14 protein-coding genes are annotated in these 14,636 nt (G+C 68.2%); 9 read left to right on the top strand and 5 right to left on the bottom strand.

The annotated features are described in order from the left end of the window. Positions 1 to 24: 24 nt before the first annotated feature. Positions 25 to 267 carry a hypothetical protein gene (locus GD429_RS33620; RefSeq protein ID WP_152863650.1) on the bottom strand — a complete coding sequence of 81 codons (243 nt, stop codon included), beginning with the start codon at positions 265 to 267 and terminating at the stop codon, positions 25 to 27. Positions 268 to 387: 120 nt separating this feature from the next. Here GD429_RS33620 and rimO point away from each other — a divergent pair, with 120 nt between their 5' ends. From rimO to GD429_RS33595, 5 genes are all read left to right on the top strand, one after another. Beyond that, entirely contained in the window at positions 388 to 1,749 is a 1,362-nt protein-coding gene (gene rimO, locus GD429_RS33615; RefSeq protein ID WP_152863648.1) for a 30S ribosomal protein S12 methylthiotransferase RimO, read from the top strand. Between the two features lie 3 nt (positions 1,750 to 1,752). Further along, positions 1,753 to 2,679 (top strand): sugar kinase, encoded by a 927-nt coding sequence (locus GD429_RS33610; RefSeq protein WP_152863646.1) that lies wholly within the window; start codon positions 1,753 to 1,755, stop codon positions 2,677 to 2,679. Positions 2,680 to 2,748: 69 nt separating this feature from the next. Further along, complete coding sequence (gene bktB / locus GD429_RS33605; RefSeq protein WP_152863644.1) at positions 2,749 to 3,939, top strand: beta-ketothiolase BktB; 1,191 nt, start codon at positions 2,749 to 2,751, stop codon at positions 3,937 to 3,939. Positions 3,940 to 3,957: 18 nt separating this feature from the next. Beyond that, positions 3,958 to 4,500, top strand: a complete 543-nt coding sequence (locus tag GD429_RS33600) for a hypothetical protein (RefSeq protein ID WP_321575075.1) — start codon at positions 3,958 to 3,960, stop codon at positions 4,498 to 4,500. Between the two features lie 113 nt (positions 4,501 to 4,613). Continuing rightward, complete coding sequence (locus GD429_RS33595; protein WP_152863642.1) at positions 4,614 to 5,795, top strand: cystathionine beta-lyase; 1,182 nt, start codon at positions 4,614 to 4,616, stop codon at positions 5,793 to 5,795. A gap of 87 nt (positions 5,796 to 5,882) precedes the next feature. Here the strand turns inward: GD429_RS33595 and serB are convergent, their stop codons facing one another. Next, on the bottom strand, positions 5,883 to 6,728 hold the full coding sequence (gene serB, locus GD429_RS33590) for a phosphoserine phosphatase SerB (protein WP_152863640.1): 846 nt from the start codon (positions 6,726 to 6,728) through the stop codon (positions 5,883 to 5,885). Between the two features lie 202 nt (positions 6,729 to 6,930). Beyond that, positions 6,931 to 7,872 carry a LysR family transcriptional regulator gene (locus GD429_RS33585; protein WP_152863638.1) on the bottom strand — a complete coding sequence of 314 codons (942 nt, stop codon included), beginning with the start codon at positions 7,870 to 7,872 and terminating at the stop codon, positions 6,931 to 6,933. A gap of 123 nt (positions 7,873 to 7,995) precedes the next feature. Between GD429_RS33585 and GD429_RS33580 the strand changes: the two genes are divergently transcribed. The 3 genes from GD429_RS33580 to GD429_RS33570 all read left to right on the top strand — a co-directional run bounded on the left by GD429_RS33580 (position 7,996) and on the right by GD429_RS33570 (position 10,553). Next, on the top strand, positions 7,996 to 9,012 hold the full coding sequence (locus GD429_RS33580) for a zinc-binding alcohol dehydrogenase family protein (protein WP_152863636.1): 1,017 nt from the start codon (positions 7,996 to 7,998) through the stop codon (positions 9,010 to 9,012). 264 nt (positions 9,013 to 9,276) lie between these two features. Continuing rightward, positions 9,277 to 9,828 (top strand): DUF6013 family protein, encoded by a 552-nt coding sequence (locus GD429_RS33575; RefSeq protein ID WP_152863634.1) that lies wholly within the window; start codon positions 9,277 to 9,279, stop codon positions 9,826 to 9,828. Between the two features lie 251 nt (positions 9,829 to 10,079). Then, entirely contained in the window at positions 10,080 to 10,553 is a 474-nt protein-coding gene (locus GD429_RS33570; RefSeq protein WP_152863632.1) for a PliI family lysozyme inhibitor of I-type lysozyme, read from the top strand. Positions 10,554 to 10,601: 48 nt separating this feature from the next. Here the strand turns inward: GD429_RS33570 and GD429_RS33565 are convergent, their stop codons facing one another. After that, a complete protein-coding gene (locus GD429_RS33565; protein ID WP_152863630.1) occupies positions 10,602 to 11,405 on the bottom strand; it encodes an ABC transporter permease in 804 nt (267 codons plus the stop codon). After that, on the bottom strand, positions 11,402 to 12,103 hold the full coding sequence (locus GD429_RS33560) for an ATP-binding cassette domain-containing protein (protein ID WP_152863628.1): 702 nt from the start codon (positions 12,101 to 12,103) through the stop codon (positions 11,402 to 11,404). Before GD429_RS33560 ends, GD429_RS33565 begins: the two co-directional genes overlap by 4 nt. Positions 12,104 to 12,255: 152 nt before the next feature. Here GD429_RS33560 and GD429_RS33555 point away from each other — a divergent pair, with 152 nt between their 5' ends. Next, on the top strand, positions 12,256 to 14,553 hold the full coding sequence (locus tag GD429_RS33555; protein WP_152863626.1) for an AsmA family protein: 2,298 nt from the start codon (positions 12,256 to 12,258) through the stop codon (positions 14,551 to 14,553). Positions 14,554 to 14,636 lie beyond the last annotated feature (83 nt).

Here is a 14,636-nt window from a genome sequence, read left to right as displayed (position 1 = left end):
GTGCGGGCAGCGTTCGACTGGAAATCAGCAATGAACCAGTTTGCTATCCTGTTCGGTGAACGATTCACCCAGGCGCGTGGATAACGCGTTGTTCAACCGCCTCGCCCACAAAAATGCGGACAGGTTCGAGTCGGCCGGTACCTCGTTGTCCTCGACGGCGCGCAGGAATACGCCAAGCGCGCCTTGCCTGATGTACCGCTGTCGATAGGCCGACAGACCCTCATCCCGAACGGAAAGGGACGCATCAACCCCCATCCCCCGATTCACCGCCGCTCCGGCGACCGATCCGATCCAGCACTCCGTGGCCGTTTTCCCCCGCTTGTTTTGGCTCGCCGCCCCTAAATCGCTGTAAACTCACGCTTTTACTGCCACGCCCCCACATTCCAGATGTCCCAATCCCCCAAAGTAGGGTTCGTATCCCTCGGGTGCCCGAAAGCCCTCGTCGACTCCGAACAGATCATCACGCAACTGCGCGCCGAAGGTTATGAAATCTCCGGCACCTACGACGGCGCCGACCTCGTCGTCGTCAACACCTGCGGCTTCATCGACGAAGCCGTGCAGGAAAGCCTCGACGCGATCGGCGAAGCGCTGACCGAGAACGGCAAGGTGATCGTCACCGGCTGCCTCGGCGCGAAGTCAAGCGCCAGCGGCTCGAACCTGATCGAGGAAGTCCATCCGAAGGTGCTCGCCGTCACCGGCCCGCATGCGGTGGGCGAAGTGATGCAGGCAGTACATTCGCACCTGCCGAAGCCGCACGACCCGTTCGTCGACCTCGTGCCCGCGGCCGGCATCAAGCTCACGCCGCGCCACTACGCATACCTGAAGATTTCCGAAGGCTGCAACCACCGCTGCACGTTCTGCATCATCCCGTCGATGCGCGGCGATCTCGTGTCGCGTCCGGTTGCCGAAGTGATGCTCGAGGCCGAGAACCTGTTCAAGTCGGGCGTGAAGGAACTGCTCGTAATCTCGCAGGACACGAGCGCTTACGGCGTCGACGTGAAGTACCGCACGGGCTTCTGGAACGGCAAGCCGATCAAGACGCGCATGACCGACCTGGTCGCCGCGCTCGGCGAACTCGCCGCGCAGTACGGCGCATGGGTGCGCCTGCACTACGTGTATCCGTATCCGAGCGTCGACGAAGTGATTCCGCTGATGGCCGAAGGTCCGTTCAAGGGCCACGTGCTGCCGTATCTCGACGTGCCGTTCCAGCACGCGCACCCCGAAGTGCTGAAGCGCATGAAGCGTCCGGCGAACGCCGAGAAGGTGCTCGAGCGCGTGCAGAAGTGGCGCGAGATCTGCCCGGACCTGACGATCCGCAGCACGTTCATCGCGGGCTTTCCCGGCGAGACGGAAGAGCAGTTCGAAACGCTGCTCGACTTCATCCGCGAGGCGGAGCTCGATCGTGTCGGCTGTTTCGCGTATTCGCCGGTCGAAGGCGCGACCGCGAACGAACTCGACGGCGCGCTGCCGGACGACGTCCGTGAAGAACGCCGCGCGCGCTTCATGGAAGTCGCGGAGGAAGTGTCGGCGAACCGCATCCAGCGCAAGGTCGGCAAGACCCTCAAGGTGCTGATCGACGAAGTCGGCGAGGAAGGCGGTATCGGCCGCACCGCGGCCGACGCGCCGGAGATCGACGGAGTCGTCTATGTCGAACCGGCGGCGAAGGCATCGAAGCGCTACAAGGTCGGCGATTTCGTGTCCGTGAAGATCACGGGCGCGGACGGTCACGATCTGTGGGGCGAGGTGTAAGCGATGACCGCCGCATTTCCGGAGATCCTCGCGCTCGGCGAGGCGATGATCGAATTCAACCAGTCGCAGCCGGGCCGCCCCGAATTCCTGCAGGGCTTCGGCGGCGACACGTCGAACTTCTGCATCGCGGCGGCGCGTCAGGGCGCGTCGACGGGCTTCGTGTCGGCGATCGGCGACGATCCGTTCGGCCGCCTGCTGGCCGAGATGTGGCGCGTCGAGCATGTCGATACGACGTACGTTCGGATCGACCACACGGCGCCGACCGGCGTGTATTTCGTCACGCACGGCGCCGACGGCCACCAGTTCGACTATCTGCGCGCGGGCTCCGCGGCAAGCCGCTATGCGGCGGGCGACCTGCCGCTCGACGCGCTGGCGGCGGCGAAGGCCGTGCACCTGTCGGGCATCAGCCTCGCGATCAGCACGGCCGCGTGCGATGCCGCGTTCGCGGCGATCGACCATGCGCGCCGCAACGGTGTGAAGGCCAGCTTCGACACGAACCTGCGCCTGAAGCTGTGGCCGCTGCCGCGCGCCCGTGCGGTGATGCGCGAGGCGCTTCGCCAGACGGACATCTGCCTGCCGAGCTGGGACGACGTCACGGCGCTCACGGGCGCGAACGATCGCGACGCGATCGTCGACGCGATGCTCGAACACGGGCCGCAGGTCGTCGCGCTGAAGCTCGGCAAGGAAGGCGCGTATGTCGCGACGCCGAACGAGCGGCGCGTTGTGCCGGGCTTCGCGGTCGAGGCCGTCGACGCGACGGGCGCGGGCGACTGCTTCGGTGGCGCCTTCGTCGCGCGGATCGTCGCGGGCGACGATCCGTTCGCGGCGGCGCGCTATGCGAACGCGGCGGCGGCGCTGTCGACTACCGGCTACGGCGCGGTCGCGCCGATTCCGCACCGCGATGCGGTGGAGCGCCTGGTGCAAGGCTGACGCGGCACGCGCACGCCGGCCACGGCCCCGCACGATCGATTCATTCGAACAGAAGGATGAGGAGGCAACATGCAACGCGAAGTGGTGGTGGTGAGCGGCGTGCGTACCGCGATCGGCGAATTCGGCGGCAGCCTGAAGAACATCGCGCCGACGGAGCTCGGTGCGCAAGTCGTGCGCGAAGTGATGCGGCGAGCGCAGGTGTCGGGTGACGAGGTCGGCCACGTGGTGTTCGGCAATGTCGTGCACACCGAACCGAAGGACATGTATCTCGCGCGCGTTGCCGCGATCAACGGCGGCGTCGCGCAGCATGCGCCGGCGCTCACGGTCAACCGGCTGTGCGGTTCCGGGCTGCAGGCGATCGTGTCGGCCGCGCAGGGCGTGCTGCTCGGCGATGCGGACATCGCGATCGCGGGCGGCGCGGAGAACATGAGCCGCGCGCCGTATTCGATTCCGGCCGCGCGCTTCGGGCAGCGCACGGGCGACATGCGCGCGGTCGACATGATGGTGGGCGCGCTGAACGATCCGTTCCAGGCGATTCACATGGGCGTGACGGCCGAGAACGTCGCCGCGAAGTACGGCATTTCGCGCGACGCGCAGGACGCGCTCGCGCTCGAATCGCACCGCCGCGCGTCGCATGCGGCGAAGGCCGGCTACTTCAAGGACCAGATCCTGCCGGTCGAGCTGATCGGCTCGAAGAAGGGCACGCCGGTCGTGTTCGATCACGACGAACACGTGCGCCATGACGCGAGCCTGGACGACTTCTCGAAGCTGCGGCCCGTGTTCGTGAAGGAGAACGGCACGGTGACGGCCGGCAACGCGTCGGGCATCAACGATGCGGCCGCCGCGGTGCTGCTGATGGAGCGCGGCGTTGCCGAGAAGCGCGGCGCAACGCCGCTCGCGCGCCTCGTCGCGTATGCGCATGCGGGCGTCGATCCGGCCTACATGGGGATCGGTCCCGTACCGGCCACGCAAAAGGCGCTCGAGCGCGCGGGGCTGACGGTCGCCGATCTTGACGTGATCGAGGCGAACGAGGCATTTGCCGCGCAGGCATGCGCGGTGACGAAGGAGCTGGGTCTCGACCCGGCAAAGGTGAATCCGAACGGGTCCGGCATTTCGCTCGGCCACCCGATCGGCGCGACGGGCGCGCTGATCACCGTCAAGGCGCTGTACGAGCTGCAGCGCATCGGCGGCCGATACGCGCTCGTGACGATGTGCATCGGCGGCGGGCAGGGCATCGCCGCGATTTTCGAGCGAATCTGAAGCAAGGAGCAATTCAAGGTGGGTCGATATTCGGAATGGCAACGGGCGCTCGTCGTCGCATGCGCGCTGGCGGCGGGCACTGCGCTGCCGGGCGCGGTCGCGGCGCAGGCCGTCGCGCCGGGCGCGCAACAGGATGAAGCGGCACCCGCGCGGCCGCTGCGGCCGAATCCCGAATTCGCCCGCCTGCCGCGCTACGAAGGCACGCTCGGCGACCGGCCGATCGTCGTGCATCTCGGCCCGAAGACGAACGAGGAAGGCGTGCACGGCGAATACCAGTTCGCCGACACGGGCGAGGTGGTCCTGCTTGCGGGCGATCGCGATGGCGATACGCTCGAGATCGAGGAATCGAACGACGGCACGAACATCTCCGGCGTATGGATCGGCCGCTTCGACGCGACGGGCGACCTGAAGGCCGACCGGATGAACTCGGACGAGTCGGACCCGCAGCCCGTCGTGCTGCGCCTAGCGCCGGGCAAGCGCGCGGCGCTGCAGGTGCGCGACGGCCGCGTGCAGGAAATCGAGACGGTGGGCGGCGTCGTCAATCTGCGCACCGACGACTGAGCCCGCGCTGGCTCGGCGTGCGCGGCGCGCATTGTACCGGGCCAAATGCGCCGATTTTGGCTAATCTAGCGACATATTCCGCAACCGAACGGCCTTGTGCCCGGCTTCCTGTCATGACTGCATCCACTCCCAAGCGCGCGCTGCAAACCCGCATCGTTCAACCCGACGACGTCATTCCGGAAGGCTTCCGCTCGTTCGTGCCGCCGGTCGCGCGCGCATCGACGGTCGTGTTCCCCGATCTCGCGACGATGCGTGCGCTCGTCTGGCACAACGACAACCAGTGGCGCTACGGGCTGCATGCGACGCCGACGTCGCTCGCGCTCGCGCAGCGGCTCGCCGAGATCGAGGGCGGCACGCATGCGCTGCTGCAGCCGTCGGGCCTCGCGGCGATCATGAACGTCTACTTCGGGATCGTGAAGGCGGGCGACGACGTGCTGATTCCGCACAACGTGTACGGGCCGAATGCCGATTTCGGCAGCTGGCTCGCGAAGGATTTCGGCATTGCCGCGCGCTTCTACGATCCGCTCGTCGGCGCCGGCATTGCCGAGCTGATCCAGCCGAACACGCGGCTGATCTGGATCGAGGCGCCCGGCTCGGTGACGATGGAAGTGCCCGACGTGCAGGCGATCGCGGCGGCCGCGAAGGCGCGCGGCATCGTCACAGCGATCGACAACACCTATTCGGCCGGGCTCGCGTTCAAGCCGTTCGAGCACGGCGTCGACATCTCGGTGCAGGCGCTGACCAAGTACCAGTCGGGCGGCAGCGACGTGCTGATGGGCGCGACGATCACCGCGGACGCCGAACTGCACGCGAAGCTGAAGCTCGCGCGGATGCGCTGCGGGATCGGCGTGTCGGTCGACGATTGTTCGCTCGTGCTGCGCAGCCTGCCGAGCATGCAGGTGCGTTTCGACGCGCACAGCAAGAGCGCGCTCGCGCTCGCGCAATGGCTGAAGGCTCGGCCGGAGATCGCTTCGGTGCTGCACCCGCAGATCGCCGACTGCCCGGGGCATGCGTCGTTCATGCGCGACTTCACGGGCGCGGGCGGCCTGTTCTCGGTGGTGTTCGACGAGCGCTACAGCGCGGAGCAGATCGACCGCTTCGTCGAGTCGCTCGAGCTGTTCGCGATCGGCTGGAGCTGGGGCGGCGCGTGCAGCCTCGCGATGCCTTACGATGTCGCGTCGATGCGCCCGGACTGGCCGCATCGCGGCACGCTGGTGCGTTTCTACGTCGGTCTCGAGGACGAAGCCGACCTGCGCGCCGATATCGAACGCGCGATGCTGGCCGTACTCGGCTGATCGCAGGCCGATAAGGTTCCACGGAAAAATGAAACGCCGGCGCGATGCAAGATCGCGCCGGCGTTTTTCATTCGAGGTCGTGCGGGATCAGAACAGCCGCAGCAGCCCGTCGAGGCCGACGTGATCGAACGCGACCGTCGCCGCGTCGCGCACGACGGGCTTCGCGTGGAACGCGACCGACAGGCCGGCTTCGGCCATCATCTTCAGGTCGTTCGACCCGTCGCCCATCGCGATCGCGCGGTTCGGCTCGAGGCCGAGCGACGCGCACGTGTCGCGCAGCAGGCGCGCCTTCACGTCCGCGTTGACGATCTCGCCGAGCACCTTGCCGGTCAGCTTGCCGTCGACGATCTCGAGCGTGTTCGCGTGCGCGTAGTCGAGGCCGAGGCGTGCCTTCAGCCGCTCGGTGAAGAACGTGAAGCCGCCCGACACGAGCAGCGTTTTCATGCCGGCGGCCTTCACGCCGGCGAGCATCGTCTCGGCGCCCGGCGACAGTTGCAGCCGTTCCTCATACACGCGTTCGAGCGCGTGCGCATCGAGCCCGGCCAGCAGCGCGACGCGGCGCGTGAGGCTTTCGTTGAAGTCGCGGATTTCGCCGCGCATCGATGCTTCGGTGATCTCGGCGACCTGCGTCTTGAGCCCGCAGAAATCGGCGATCTCGTCGATGCACTCGATCGTGATCAGCGTCGAATCCATGTCCATCACGGCGAGCCCGAAATCGCCGAGCGTGCGGCCGGCCTCGACGAACGCGAAGTCGAGTGCGTGCGTGCCGCAGTACGCGTCGATGTCGAGACGCTGCGCCGGGCTCGCGTTTTCGATGCGCAGCGCGTGATCGTCGGTCTGCACGATGCGGGTGCCGCGCGACAGCGCGAGCAGCGGTTTGTGATGGGCGTCCGACAGCGGCGCAAGACTCTGGATGACGAGGTTGTGGGTCATGGCGGGATGATTGGGAGGCGAATGAAACGCGTGCGCGGCCAACGGGCGGCCGCCTGCGGGCGCGGGCCCCGTTCGGCTGCGGGCCATTGCGTCGCGAACGCGCCATTGTAGCCGGTTGGCCGGGCCGGGCGGTCGCGGCAGGTATGAATCCTGAGGCCCGATTCGAACCGGCACGCCCGCAGGGCGAGCCGAACGCCGGCGCCTATCGCCCGTCGGCGCGGTCCCAGTACGGCGGATCGCCGAAATGCTCGGCCAGGAACGCGATGAACGCGAGCGTCTTCAGCGGCACGTGTGCGCGGCTCGGATAGACGGCCCAGATCGCGACGTCGTCCGCGAACGGATAGTCGTCGAGCACCGTGACGAGCGCGCCGCTCGCGAGCAGCGGGCCGACGTCCCAGGTCGACTTGATCGCGATCCCGAAGCCGTCGACGAGCGCTTCGCGGATCGCCTCGCCGTTGCTCGCGACGAGCCGGCCGCCGACCCGCACGGTCAGCGGGCCTTGCGGCGTCGCGAACGACCAGTCGCGCTGGTCGCCGAGGATCACGCACTCGTGCTGCGCGAGGTCGGCCGGATGGCGCGGCGTGCCGCGTTCGGCGAGATACGCGGGCGAGCAGCACAGCACGCGGCGGTTCACCGCGAGCTTGCGCGCGACGAGCGTCGAATCCTTCAGCGCGCCGAGGCGGATCGCGATGTCGTAGCCGTCGTCGACGAGATCGACGATCTCGTCGGACAGCCGCAGGTCGAGCGACACCGACGGATAGCGGCGCAGGAACGCGGGAATCACCGGCGCGACATGCTGGCGGCCGAACGACGACGACATCGACACCTTCAGCCGCCCGTACGGCTCGCTGCGGCCGCGGCCGACCGACGCGCGCGCGGCGTCGGCGGCCGACAGCAGCGCGTCGGCGCGCGCCATGAAGACCTCGCCGTCCTGCGTGAGGCTGATGCGGCGCGTGGTGCGGTGCAGCAGCCGCGCGCCGAGCTGGCGCTCGAGCTGTGCGATGCGCGCGCTCGCGACCGCGGCCGACACGCCGAATTCGCGCCCGGCCGCGGTGACGTTCGCGAGCAGCGCCGCGCGCACGAACAGTGCGACGTCGAGCAGGTCGAGCGGCTTGTCGGGTGCCGGAATCGGATCGGACGCCATTATTCTGAAATTCCTGAAAATGTTTCAGGAAATATAGCGGTTTTCTCGAATGATCGGGTTGCCTACCATGACGTTCATCGGGCTGCGCCGCGGCCCGCCCGTTTTCCTGAAAGGAGTTTCGTGATGAAAGCCGTTGGACTGACCCGCTATCTGCCGATCGACGACCCGCAGGCCTTGCTCGACGTGGAACTGCCGCAGCCCGTGCCGGGCCCGCGCGACCTGCTCGTGAAGGTCGAGGCGATTTCCGTGAACCCGGTGGACAGCAAGGTGCGCGCGCCGAAGCCGCAGGTCGAGGACACACCGCGCGTGCTCGGCTGGGATGCCGCCGGCACGGTCGTCGCGGTCGGCGCGGACGTCACGCTGTTCCGGCCCGGCGACGAAGTGTTCTACGCGGGCAGCATCACGCGGCCCGGCGCGAACAGCGAATTCCATGCGGTCGACGAGCGGATCGCCGCGCTGAAGCCGCGCACGCTCGACTTCGCCGCCGCGGCCGCGTTGCCGCTCACCGCGCTGACCGCGTGGGAAGCGCTGTTCGACCGGCTGCACGTGTCGCCGCAGGGCGCGGACGCCGGCAAGTCGGTGCTGATCATCGGCGGCGCGGGCGGCGTGGGCTCGATCGCGATCCAGCTCGCGAAGGCACTCGGCAAGCTGCGCGTGATCGCCACCGCGTCGCGGCCGGCGTCGGCCGAATGGGTGCGCTCGCTCGGCGCGGATGCGGTGGTCGACCATTTCGGCGACCTGCCTGCGCAGCTGCGCGAAGCAGGGCATCCGAACGTCGACTACGTGCTGATCTTCAACGACACGGACCGCCATTTCCCCGCCGCGGCGGAAGTAATCCGGCCGCAGGGCGGCATTTGCACGATCGTCGAGAACGGGAAGCCGGTGCCGGTCGAACTGCTGAAGGCGAAGAGCGCCGCGTTTCACTGGGAGTTCATGTTCACGCGCGCGATGTTCGAGACGCCGGACATGATCGAGCAGCACCGGATCCTCGGCGAAGTCGCGCGGCTCGTCGACGGCGGCACGCTGCGCACGACGCTCGGCGAACAGCTCGGTGCGATCAATGCAGCGAACGTGCGGCGCGCGCACCAGTTGCTCGAAGCCGGGCGCACGATCGGCAAGCTCGTGCTGAGCGGCTTCTGAGCGCGCTCGAACTCGTCGCTTCGTGCCAGGCTCTTCGACGAGGCATCCCCCAACGAGGCTTTCTGCGAGGCCGAAAACCTGGGGCGGCCCGGCGTTTTCTCGAGAGCCGGCATCGCGCGTAAGGTTGCAACGCCGCGAACGCAAGCGGGGTAACACCCGATGCGTTTGCGGCGCATTGCATGCCGCTTGGCGGTAGACTGGCAACGCATCATGCATCGAAAACCGCGCGGCACGCGCGTGCCGCCGCATTACAAGGAGGTCAGCATGAGCCAACGCAGCTTGTCAGTCGCCGCATCGTGGTCGGCCGTGTTCGCGGCGGCGTGCGTCAGCGCGAGCGTATTCGCGGCGCCGCCGGTCAAGGGCAGCCTGAAGGGCGGTGGTACGGGACAGCTCGAATACACCGTCAAGGTCGACTCGAAGACCTTCGGCAATACGCAAGAGACCCGCAAGATCCGCTCGGGCGAGACGGACGACTTCAACTGGAAGTCAGTGCCGCCGAGCGGCGCGATCGCGATACCGAACGGCTGCCCGAACGCGGACAACCTGCCGCGCGACGCGAACGGCGCGATGGTGCGCCAGACCCAGGTGCGGCTCGCGCCGTCGATCGACGCGAAGGGGATCGCGAACGTGCAGATGAGCTTCCAGGCGTCCGCGCCGAAGGGCACGCGCAACGTGACGGCCGGCGGCAAGTCGCTGCAGTGCCCGGACGTCGTGTCGGTGAGCCAGGTGAAGTGGGTGTCGATTCCGACCAACGGCGGATCGAAGTCCGTGACGATGAGCGACGGCACGAAGGTGACGGTGTCGATCAAGCGTTGAGCGGCGCGCGCGGGCCGGCGTTTCGTCCGGTGCGCGCGCAACGGATTCGACTGGCGGTACGAGCAAGGCGGCACGTGAGCGCTGCGTGTCGCCGTCACGATGTTTCCCTCGGCCTGTTTCGCGGTACGGTGCCGCGGCAACGGCATTGCAACCGTTCGCCGCGCGTTCGCTCAGCGTGGCGACCTGCGTGACGTCATGCGGATGTCACGTTATGCTTCGCAGCATCATCACTTTCCTGTAACGACATCCCGATGAAATTCCGAATGTGCATGCTGCTGTCGGCCGCTGCGTTCGTCTCCGCGCACGCGCAGGCGGCCGACGATTGCAGTTTCGTGAAGAAGGTCGAGTTGCCGTCGCGGCAGCAGGTGGCTGTCGTGTCGAGCGGCGCACTCGAACCGTGCTCGACCGGCAGCTACGCGGTGCGCGTGTATTCGACCGCGCACGCCGCACCGGGCTTCGATACGGACGACTACGTGACGGGTGCGCTGCATGCGCGCGATGGCACGGTCACCGATGCGTTCACTGCCGACCTCGGCGCACGCGCGCCGCAGGCGCTCGTCGTGACGACGCGCTCGGCCGGCAGCGGCGGTTATGTCGGCGCGCAGGCCTATGTGACGACACCGCGTGCGGTGCGGCTCGTCGCGTCGGTCGACGGGCTCGCGCCCGACGCGGACATCGCGGCCGCGCTGCGGCAGGCGATCGGCAAGCGCCGCGCCGCGCGCTGACGCGCTGATCGCGCACCGCGCGAACGCATTGCGCGGCGCCGCCGCGTGTCAGTGCGCACGCTCTTCGAGCCGCGCTGCGAGAAAGCGGTGATCGGCCGAGAACAGCCGGCGATAGGTCATCAGCACCGCGCCGACGGTGCCGAGCGCGGACGCCGCGGCGATCAGGAACATGATCACGATCTGGTAGCGCACGGCCTGCAGCGGCGACTGGCCGGCCAGCACCTGGCCCGTCATCATCCCCGGCAGGCTCACGACGCCGACGACGGCCATCTGGTTCAGCGTCGGCAGCATGCCCGCGCGCACGGCCTGGCGCGCGGCATCCTGCGCGGCTTCCCAGCGCGTTGCCCCCAGTGCGAGCGCGGTCTCGACGCGGTCGCGGCGTGCGGTGAGCTCTTCCATCATCCGCTCGACGCCGAGCGACACGCCCGTCAGCGTATTGCCGAGAATCATCCCGAGGATCGGAATCGCGTATTGCGGCGCATACCACGGATGGATGCGGATCACGACGAACAGGCCGACCGCCGCGACGAACCAGCTGCTGAACCAGATCGACGCGATGCTGTCGATGCGCTGGCCGCGATACGTGCGCTTGCCGCGTCCCGCGCCGGCGAAACCGGCGATCAGCGTCATCAGCGCGGTGAGCGGCAGCACGACATACCAGTGCGGATGGCCAAACACCCAGCCGAGCACATAGCCGATCGCGAGCAGCTGCACGACGGTGCGCACGGCCGCGAGTGCAAGCTTGCGGCCGAGGCCGAGCGACAGCGCCGCCGATATCGCGCCGTTGATTGCGACGAGCGCGGTGGCGATGCCGACGTCGACGAGGCTCAGGTCCTGCAGTGCCGGGCTCATTGCGCAGTCTCCTTGGTGTCGGCAACGTGCATCACGCCGGCCTGCATCACGAGCCGCGTCGTGCCGATCCGTGCGGCCTGGGCCGGATCGTGCGAGATCCACATGTACGCGCGAGCGTCGGGCGCCGCGTCGAACCACGCACCGACGAGCGCTTCGATCGCGCGCGCCGATTCGGGATCGAGCGCGGAGGTCGGCTCGTCGAGCAGCAGCACGTCGGGATCGAGCTGCAGTACGCGCAGCAGCGCGGCGATCTGCGCTTCGCCGCCCGACAGGTCGCTCGCGCGCTTGTCGAGAAAGTCGGGGCCGCGGCCGGCACGTGCGGCGAGCGCTTCGGCGCGCGCGCGGTCGAACGCGACGTCGCGATAGATCGCGAGCGAATACGGATAGCGCAGTTGCGATTCGACGGTGCCGTCCATTTGCGCGGGGCGCTGGCGCACGTACGCGACGCTGCGCCGGTAGCGCGGGATCGCACCGCGCCGGATCCGGCTGCCGCGCCACAGGATGTGGCCGCCGTCGAGCGGATCGAGCAGCGCGAGCGCGCGCAACAGTACGCTCTTGCCCGAGCCGGACGGTCCCGTGATAGCAATTCGCGATCCCGTGGCGAGGCTGAAATCGGTCGGGGCGAGCAGGGTCTTGCCGCTGCTGGCGTCGCGCCGCGTGATGCGCTGCGCATCGATGAGGCCGGTGGGGGCTGTCATGTCACAATTGAAAAAAAGCGTTAATGGCGCCGAAACGTCGCCATGGCGTGCGTCATAATACCGATTGAAAAGCCGCGGGTGTCGTGTGCCGTTCGTCCACGCAAGCGGCCCGGCATGATGCGGCAACATTTCAGAACAACAACGGAACCGCCATGACGCTAACCCGAGCCATCGGCAAATCGGCTGCATGGATCGTCGGTATCGTCGCGGTGCTCACCGCGGCGGCCGGCGTCTTTCTCTTCATATTCGACTGGAACCGCGCGAAACCGTGGGTCAACGAACAGGTGAGTGCGGCGCTCGGCCGCCCGTTCGCGATCAACGGCGACCTGAAGGTCGGCTGGCGCCGCCCCGACGGCGAGACCGGCTGGCGCGCATGGGTGCCCTGGCCGAGCTTTTCGGCCACGCAGCTCGAGATCGGCAACCCCGACTGGGCGAAGGCGCCCAAGTTCGTCACGCTCGATGCCGCGCGCTTCGATCTCGCGATCCTGCCGTTGCTCGCGCATGAAATCGTCATTCCGTCGATCGACGTCGTGAATCCCGCCGTCGACCTCGAGCGGCTCGCCGACGGCCGCAACACGTGGACCTTCCAGTTCAAGCAATCGTCGCAGCCGTCGCCGTGGAAGGTGCGGCTCGACAGCTTCGGCTTCGCGAAGGGCACCGTCACGTATCGCGACGCGATCACGAAGGCCGACCTGACCGTCGCGATCGATACGCTCGGGCAGCCGATTCCGCTCGGCGACGTGCTGAAGGAACAGGAGCAGACGTCGCGCGCGGCGTCCGCGCAGCGTGTCGGCAAGCACGGTGCCGCGCAACTGAGCGCGAAGGCGAATGCGGAAGCCGCGTCGAGCGCGTCGGCAGCGCAGGCTGCGGGGGCGTCGTCGTCCATGGCGGTTGCGGCAGCGTCTGCGGTTGCGCCTGCGTCGGCGGCCGCAGCCGCATCAGGTGCATCAGGTGCATCAGGTGCATCCGGTGCGTCCGGTGCAAGCGGCACCGCGGCGCCCGCGAAGCCGTCCGGCCCGACCTATGCGTTCGGGCTGAAGGTCGACGGCCGCTACAAGAACGTGCCGATCAGCGGTACCGGCAAGCTCGGCGGCGTGCTCGCGGTCGAGGACACGTCGCGGCCGTTCCCGCTGCAGGCCGACGTGAAGGCCGGTGACACGCGGCTCGCGATCGTCGGCACGCTGACCGACCCGCGGAATCTCGCGGCGCTCGACCTGCGCCTGTGGCTGCAGGGCACGTCGATGTCGCACCTCTACCAGCTCACCGGCATCACGCTGCCCGACACGCCGCCTTACGCGACCGAAGGGCGGCTGATCGGCAACTTCAAGCGGCGCGCGAGCACGTTCCGCTACGAGAACTTCAACGGCCGCGTCGGCGGCAGCGATCTCGGCGGCACGCTGGTGTACGAGCAGCGCGAGCCGCGGCCGAAGCTGTCGGGCGAACTCGTGTCGAACCTGCTGCAGTTCTCCGATCTCGCACCGGTGATCGGCGCGGACACGGCCGCGAGCAAGGCGAAACGCGGCGACACGACGCGCCAGCCGCCGGGCCGCGTGCTGCCGGTCGAGACGTTCCGTACCGACCGCTGGCGCGCGCTCGACGCGGACGTGAAGTTCACCGGCCGCAAGCTGATCAAGAGTGCGAACCTGCCGATCACCAACCTGTACACGCACATCGTGATGCAGGACGGCGTGCTGTCGCTCGAACCGCTGCAGTTCGGCGTCGCGGGCGGCACGCTCGCGACGACCGCGCACCTCGACGGCAGCGGCGCGCCGCTGAAGGGCCGCTTCACGGTGGCCGCGCGGCACCTGAAGCTCAAGCAGCTGTTCCCGGCGCAGAAGGTGATGCAGTCGGCGCTCGGCGAGATCAACGGCGACGCGTCGCTGTCGGCGACCGGCAACTCGCCGGCCGCGCTCGCGGCGACGTCGACCGGCGAAGTGAAGGCGCTCGTCACCGACGGCCGCATCAGCCGCCTGCTGATGGAGGCCGCGGGGCTGAACGTCGCGAACGTCGTCTACGAGAAGCTGTTCGGCAACCGCGACGTGAACATCAATTGCGCGGCAATCGACTTCGTCGCGACCGACGGGATCCTCGACCCGAAGGTGTTCGCGCTCGACACCGACGACGCGCTGATCAACGTCGACGGCCCGATCAGCCTGCGCGACGAAACGCTCGACCTGAAGATCCATCCGCACACGAAGGGCTTCCGGGTCTTCTCGCTGCGCTCGCCGCTGTACGCGAAGGGTACGTTCAAGAACCCGGACGTCGGCGTCGATGCGGGCGCGCTCGCACTGCGCGCCGGCGCGATGATCGGGCTCGGCCTGATCAACCCGTTCGCGGCGCTGATTCCGCTGATCGCGCCGAGCAACAACAAGGACGTGCCGTGCTCGGAACTGTTCGGGCAGATGAACGCGAAGGCGGCGCAGAGGGCGGCCGCGAAGGCCGGCAAGTGAGGCGGGCGGGCACCGGCGGGTGCCCGGCGCGGAGGGCGGATTGGCGGGGCCGGAACGGCATGGTCGGCAGTTTCTCCGACACC

This window comes from Burkholderia sp. BE17, from assembly GCF_009362305.1.
GTDB lineage: Bacteria > Pseudomonadota > Gammaproteobacteria > Burkholderiales > Burkholderiaceae > Burkholderia > Burkholderia pyrrocinia_C.
The sequence above is the reverse complement of the archived record's forward strand: the minus strand, read 5'-3'. Positions and strand labels throughout refer to the sequence as shown.

Coding starts and splice junctions, on each gene's coding strand:
- rimO (WP_152863648.1), top strand. CDS start 388: ATGTCCCAATCCCCCAAAGTAGGGTTCGTATCCCTCGGGTGCCCGAAA.
- GD429_RS33610 (WP_152863646.1), top strand. CDS start 1,753: ATGACCGCCGCATTTCCGGAGATCCTCGCGCTCGGCGAGGCGATGATC.
- bktB (WP_152863644.1), top strand. CDS start 2,749: ATGCAACGCGAAGTGGTGGTGGTGAGCGGCGTGCGTACCGCGATCGGC.
- GD429_RS33595 (WP_152863642.1), top strand. CDS start 4,614: ATGACTGCATCCACTCCCAAGCGCGCGCTGCAAACCCGCATCGTTCAA.
- serB (WP_152863640.1), bottom strand. CDS start 6,728: ATGACCCACAACCTCGTCATCCAGAGTCTTGCGCCGCTGTCGGACGCC.
- GD429_RS33585 (WP_152863638.1), bottom strand. CDS start 7,872: ATGGCGTCCGATCCGATTCCGGCACCCGACAAGCCGCTCGACCTGCTC.
- GD429_RS33580 (WP_152863636.1), top strand. CDS start 7,996: ATGAAAGCCGTTGGACTGACCCGCTATCTGCCGATCGACGACCCGCAG.
- GD429_RS33575 (WP_152863634.1), top strand. CDS start 9,277: ATGAGCCAACGCAGCTTGTCAGTCGCCGCATCGTGGTCGGCCGTGTTC.
- GD429_RS33570 (WP_152863632.1), top strand. CDS start 10,080: ATGAAATTCCGAATGTGCATGCTGCTGTCGGCCGCTGCGTTCGTCTCC.
- GD429_RS33565 (WP_152863630.1), bottom strand. CDS start 11,405: ATGAGCCCGGCACTGCAGGACCTGAGCCTCGTCGACGTCGGCATCGCC.
- GD429_RS33560 (WP_152863628.1), bottom strand. CDS start 12,103: ATGACAGCCCCCACCGGCCTCATCGATGCGCAGCGCATCACGCGGCGC.
- GD429_RS33555 (WP_152863626.1), top strand. CDS start 12,256: ATGACGCTAACCCGAGCCATCGGCAAATCGGCTGCATGGATCGTCGGT.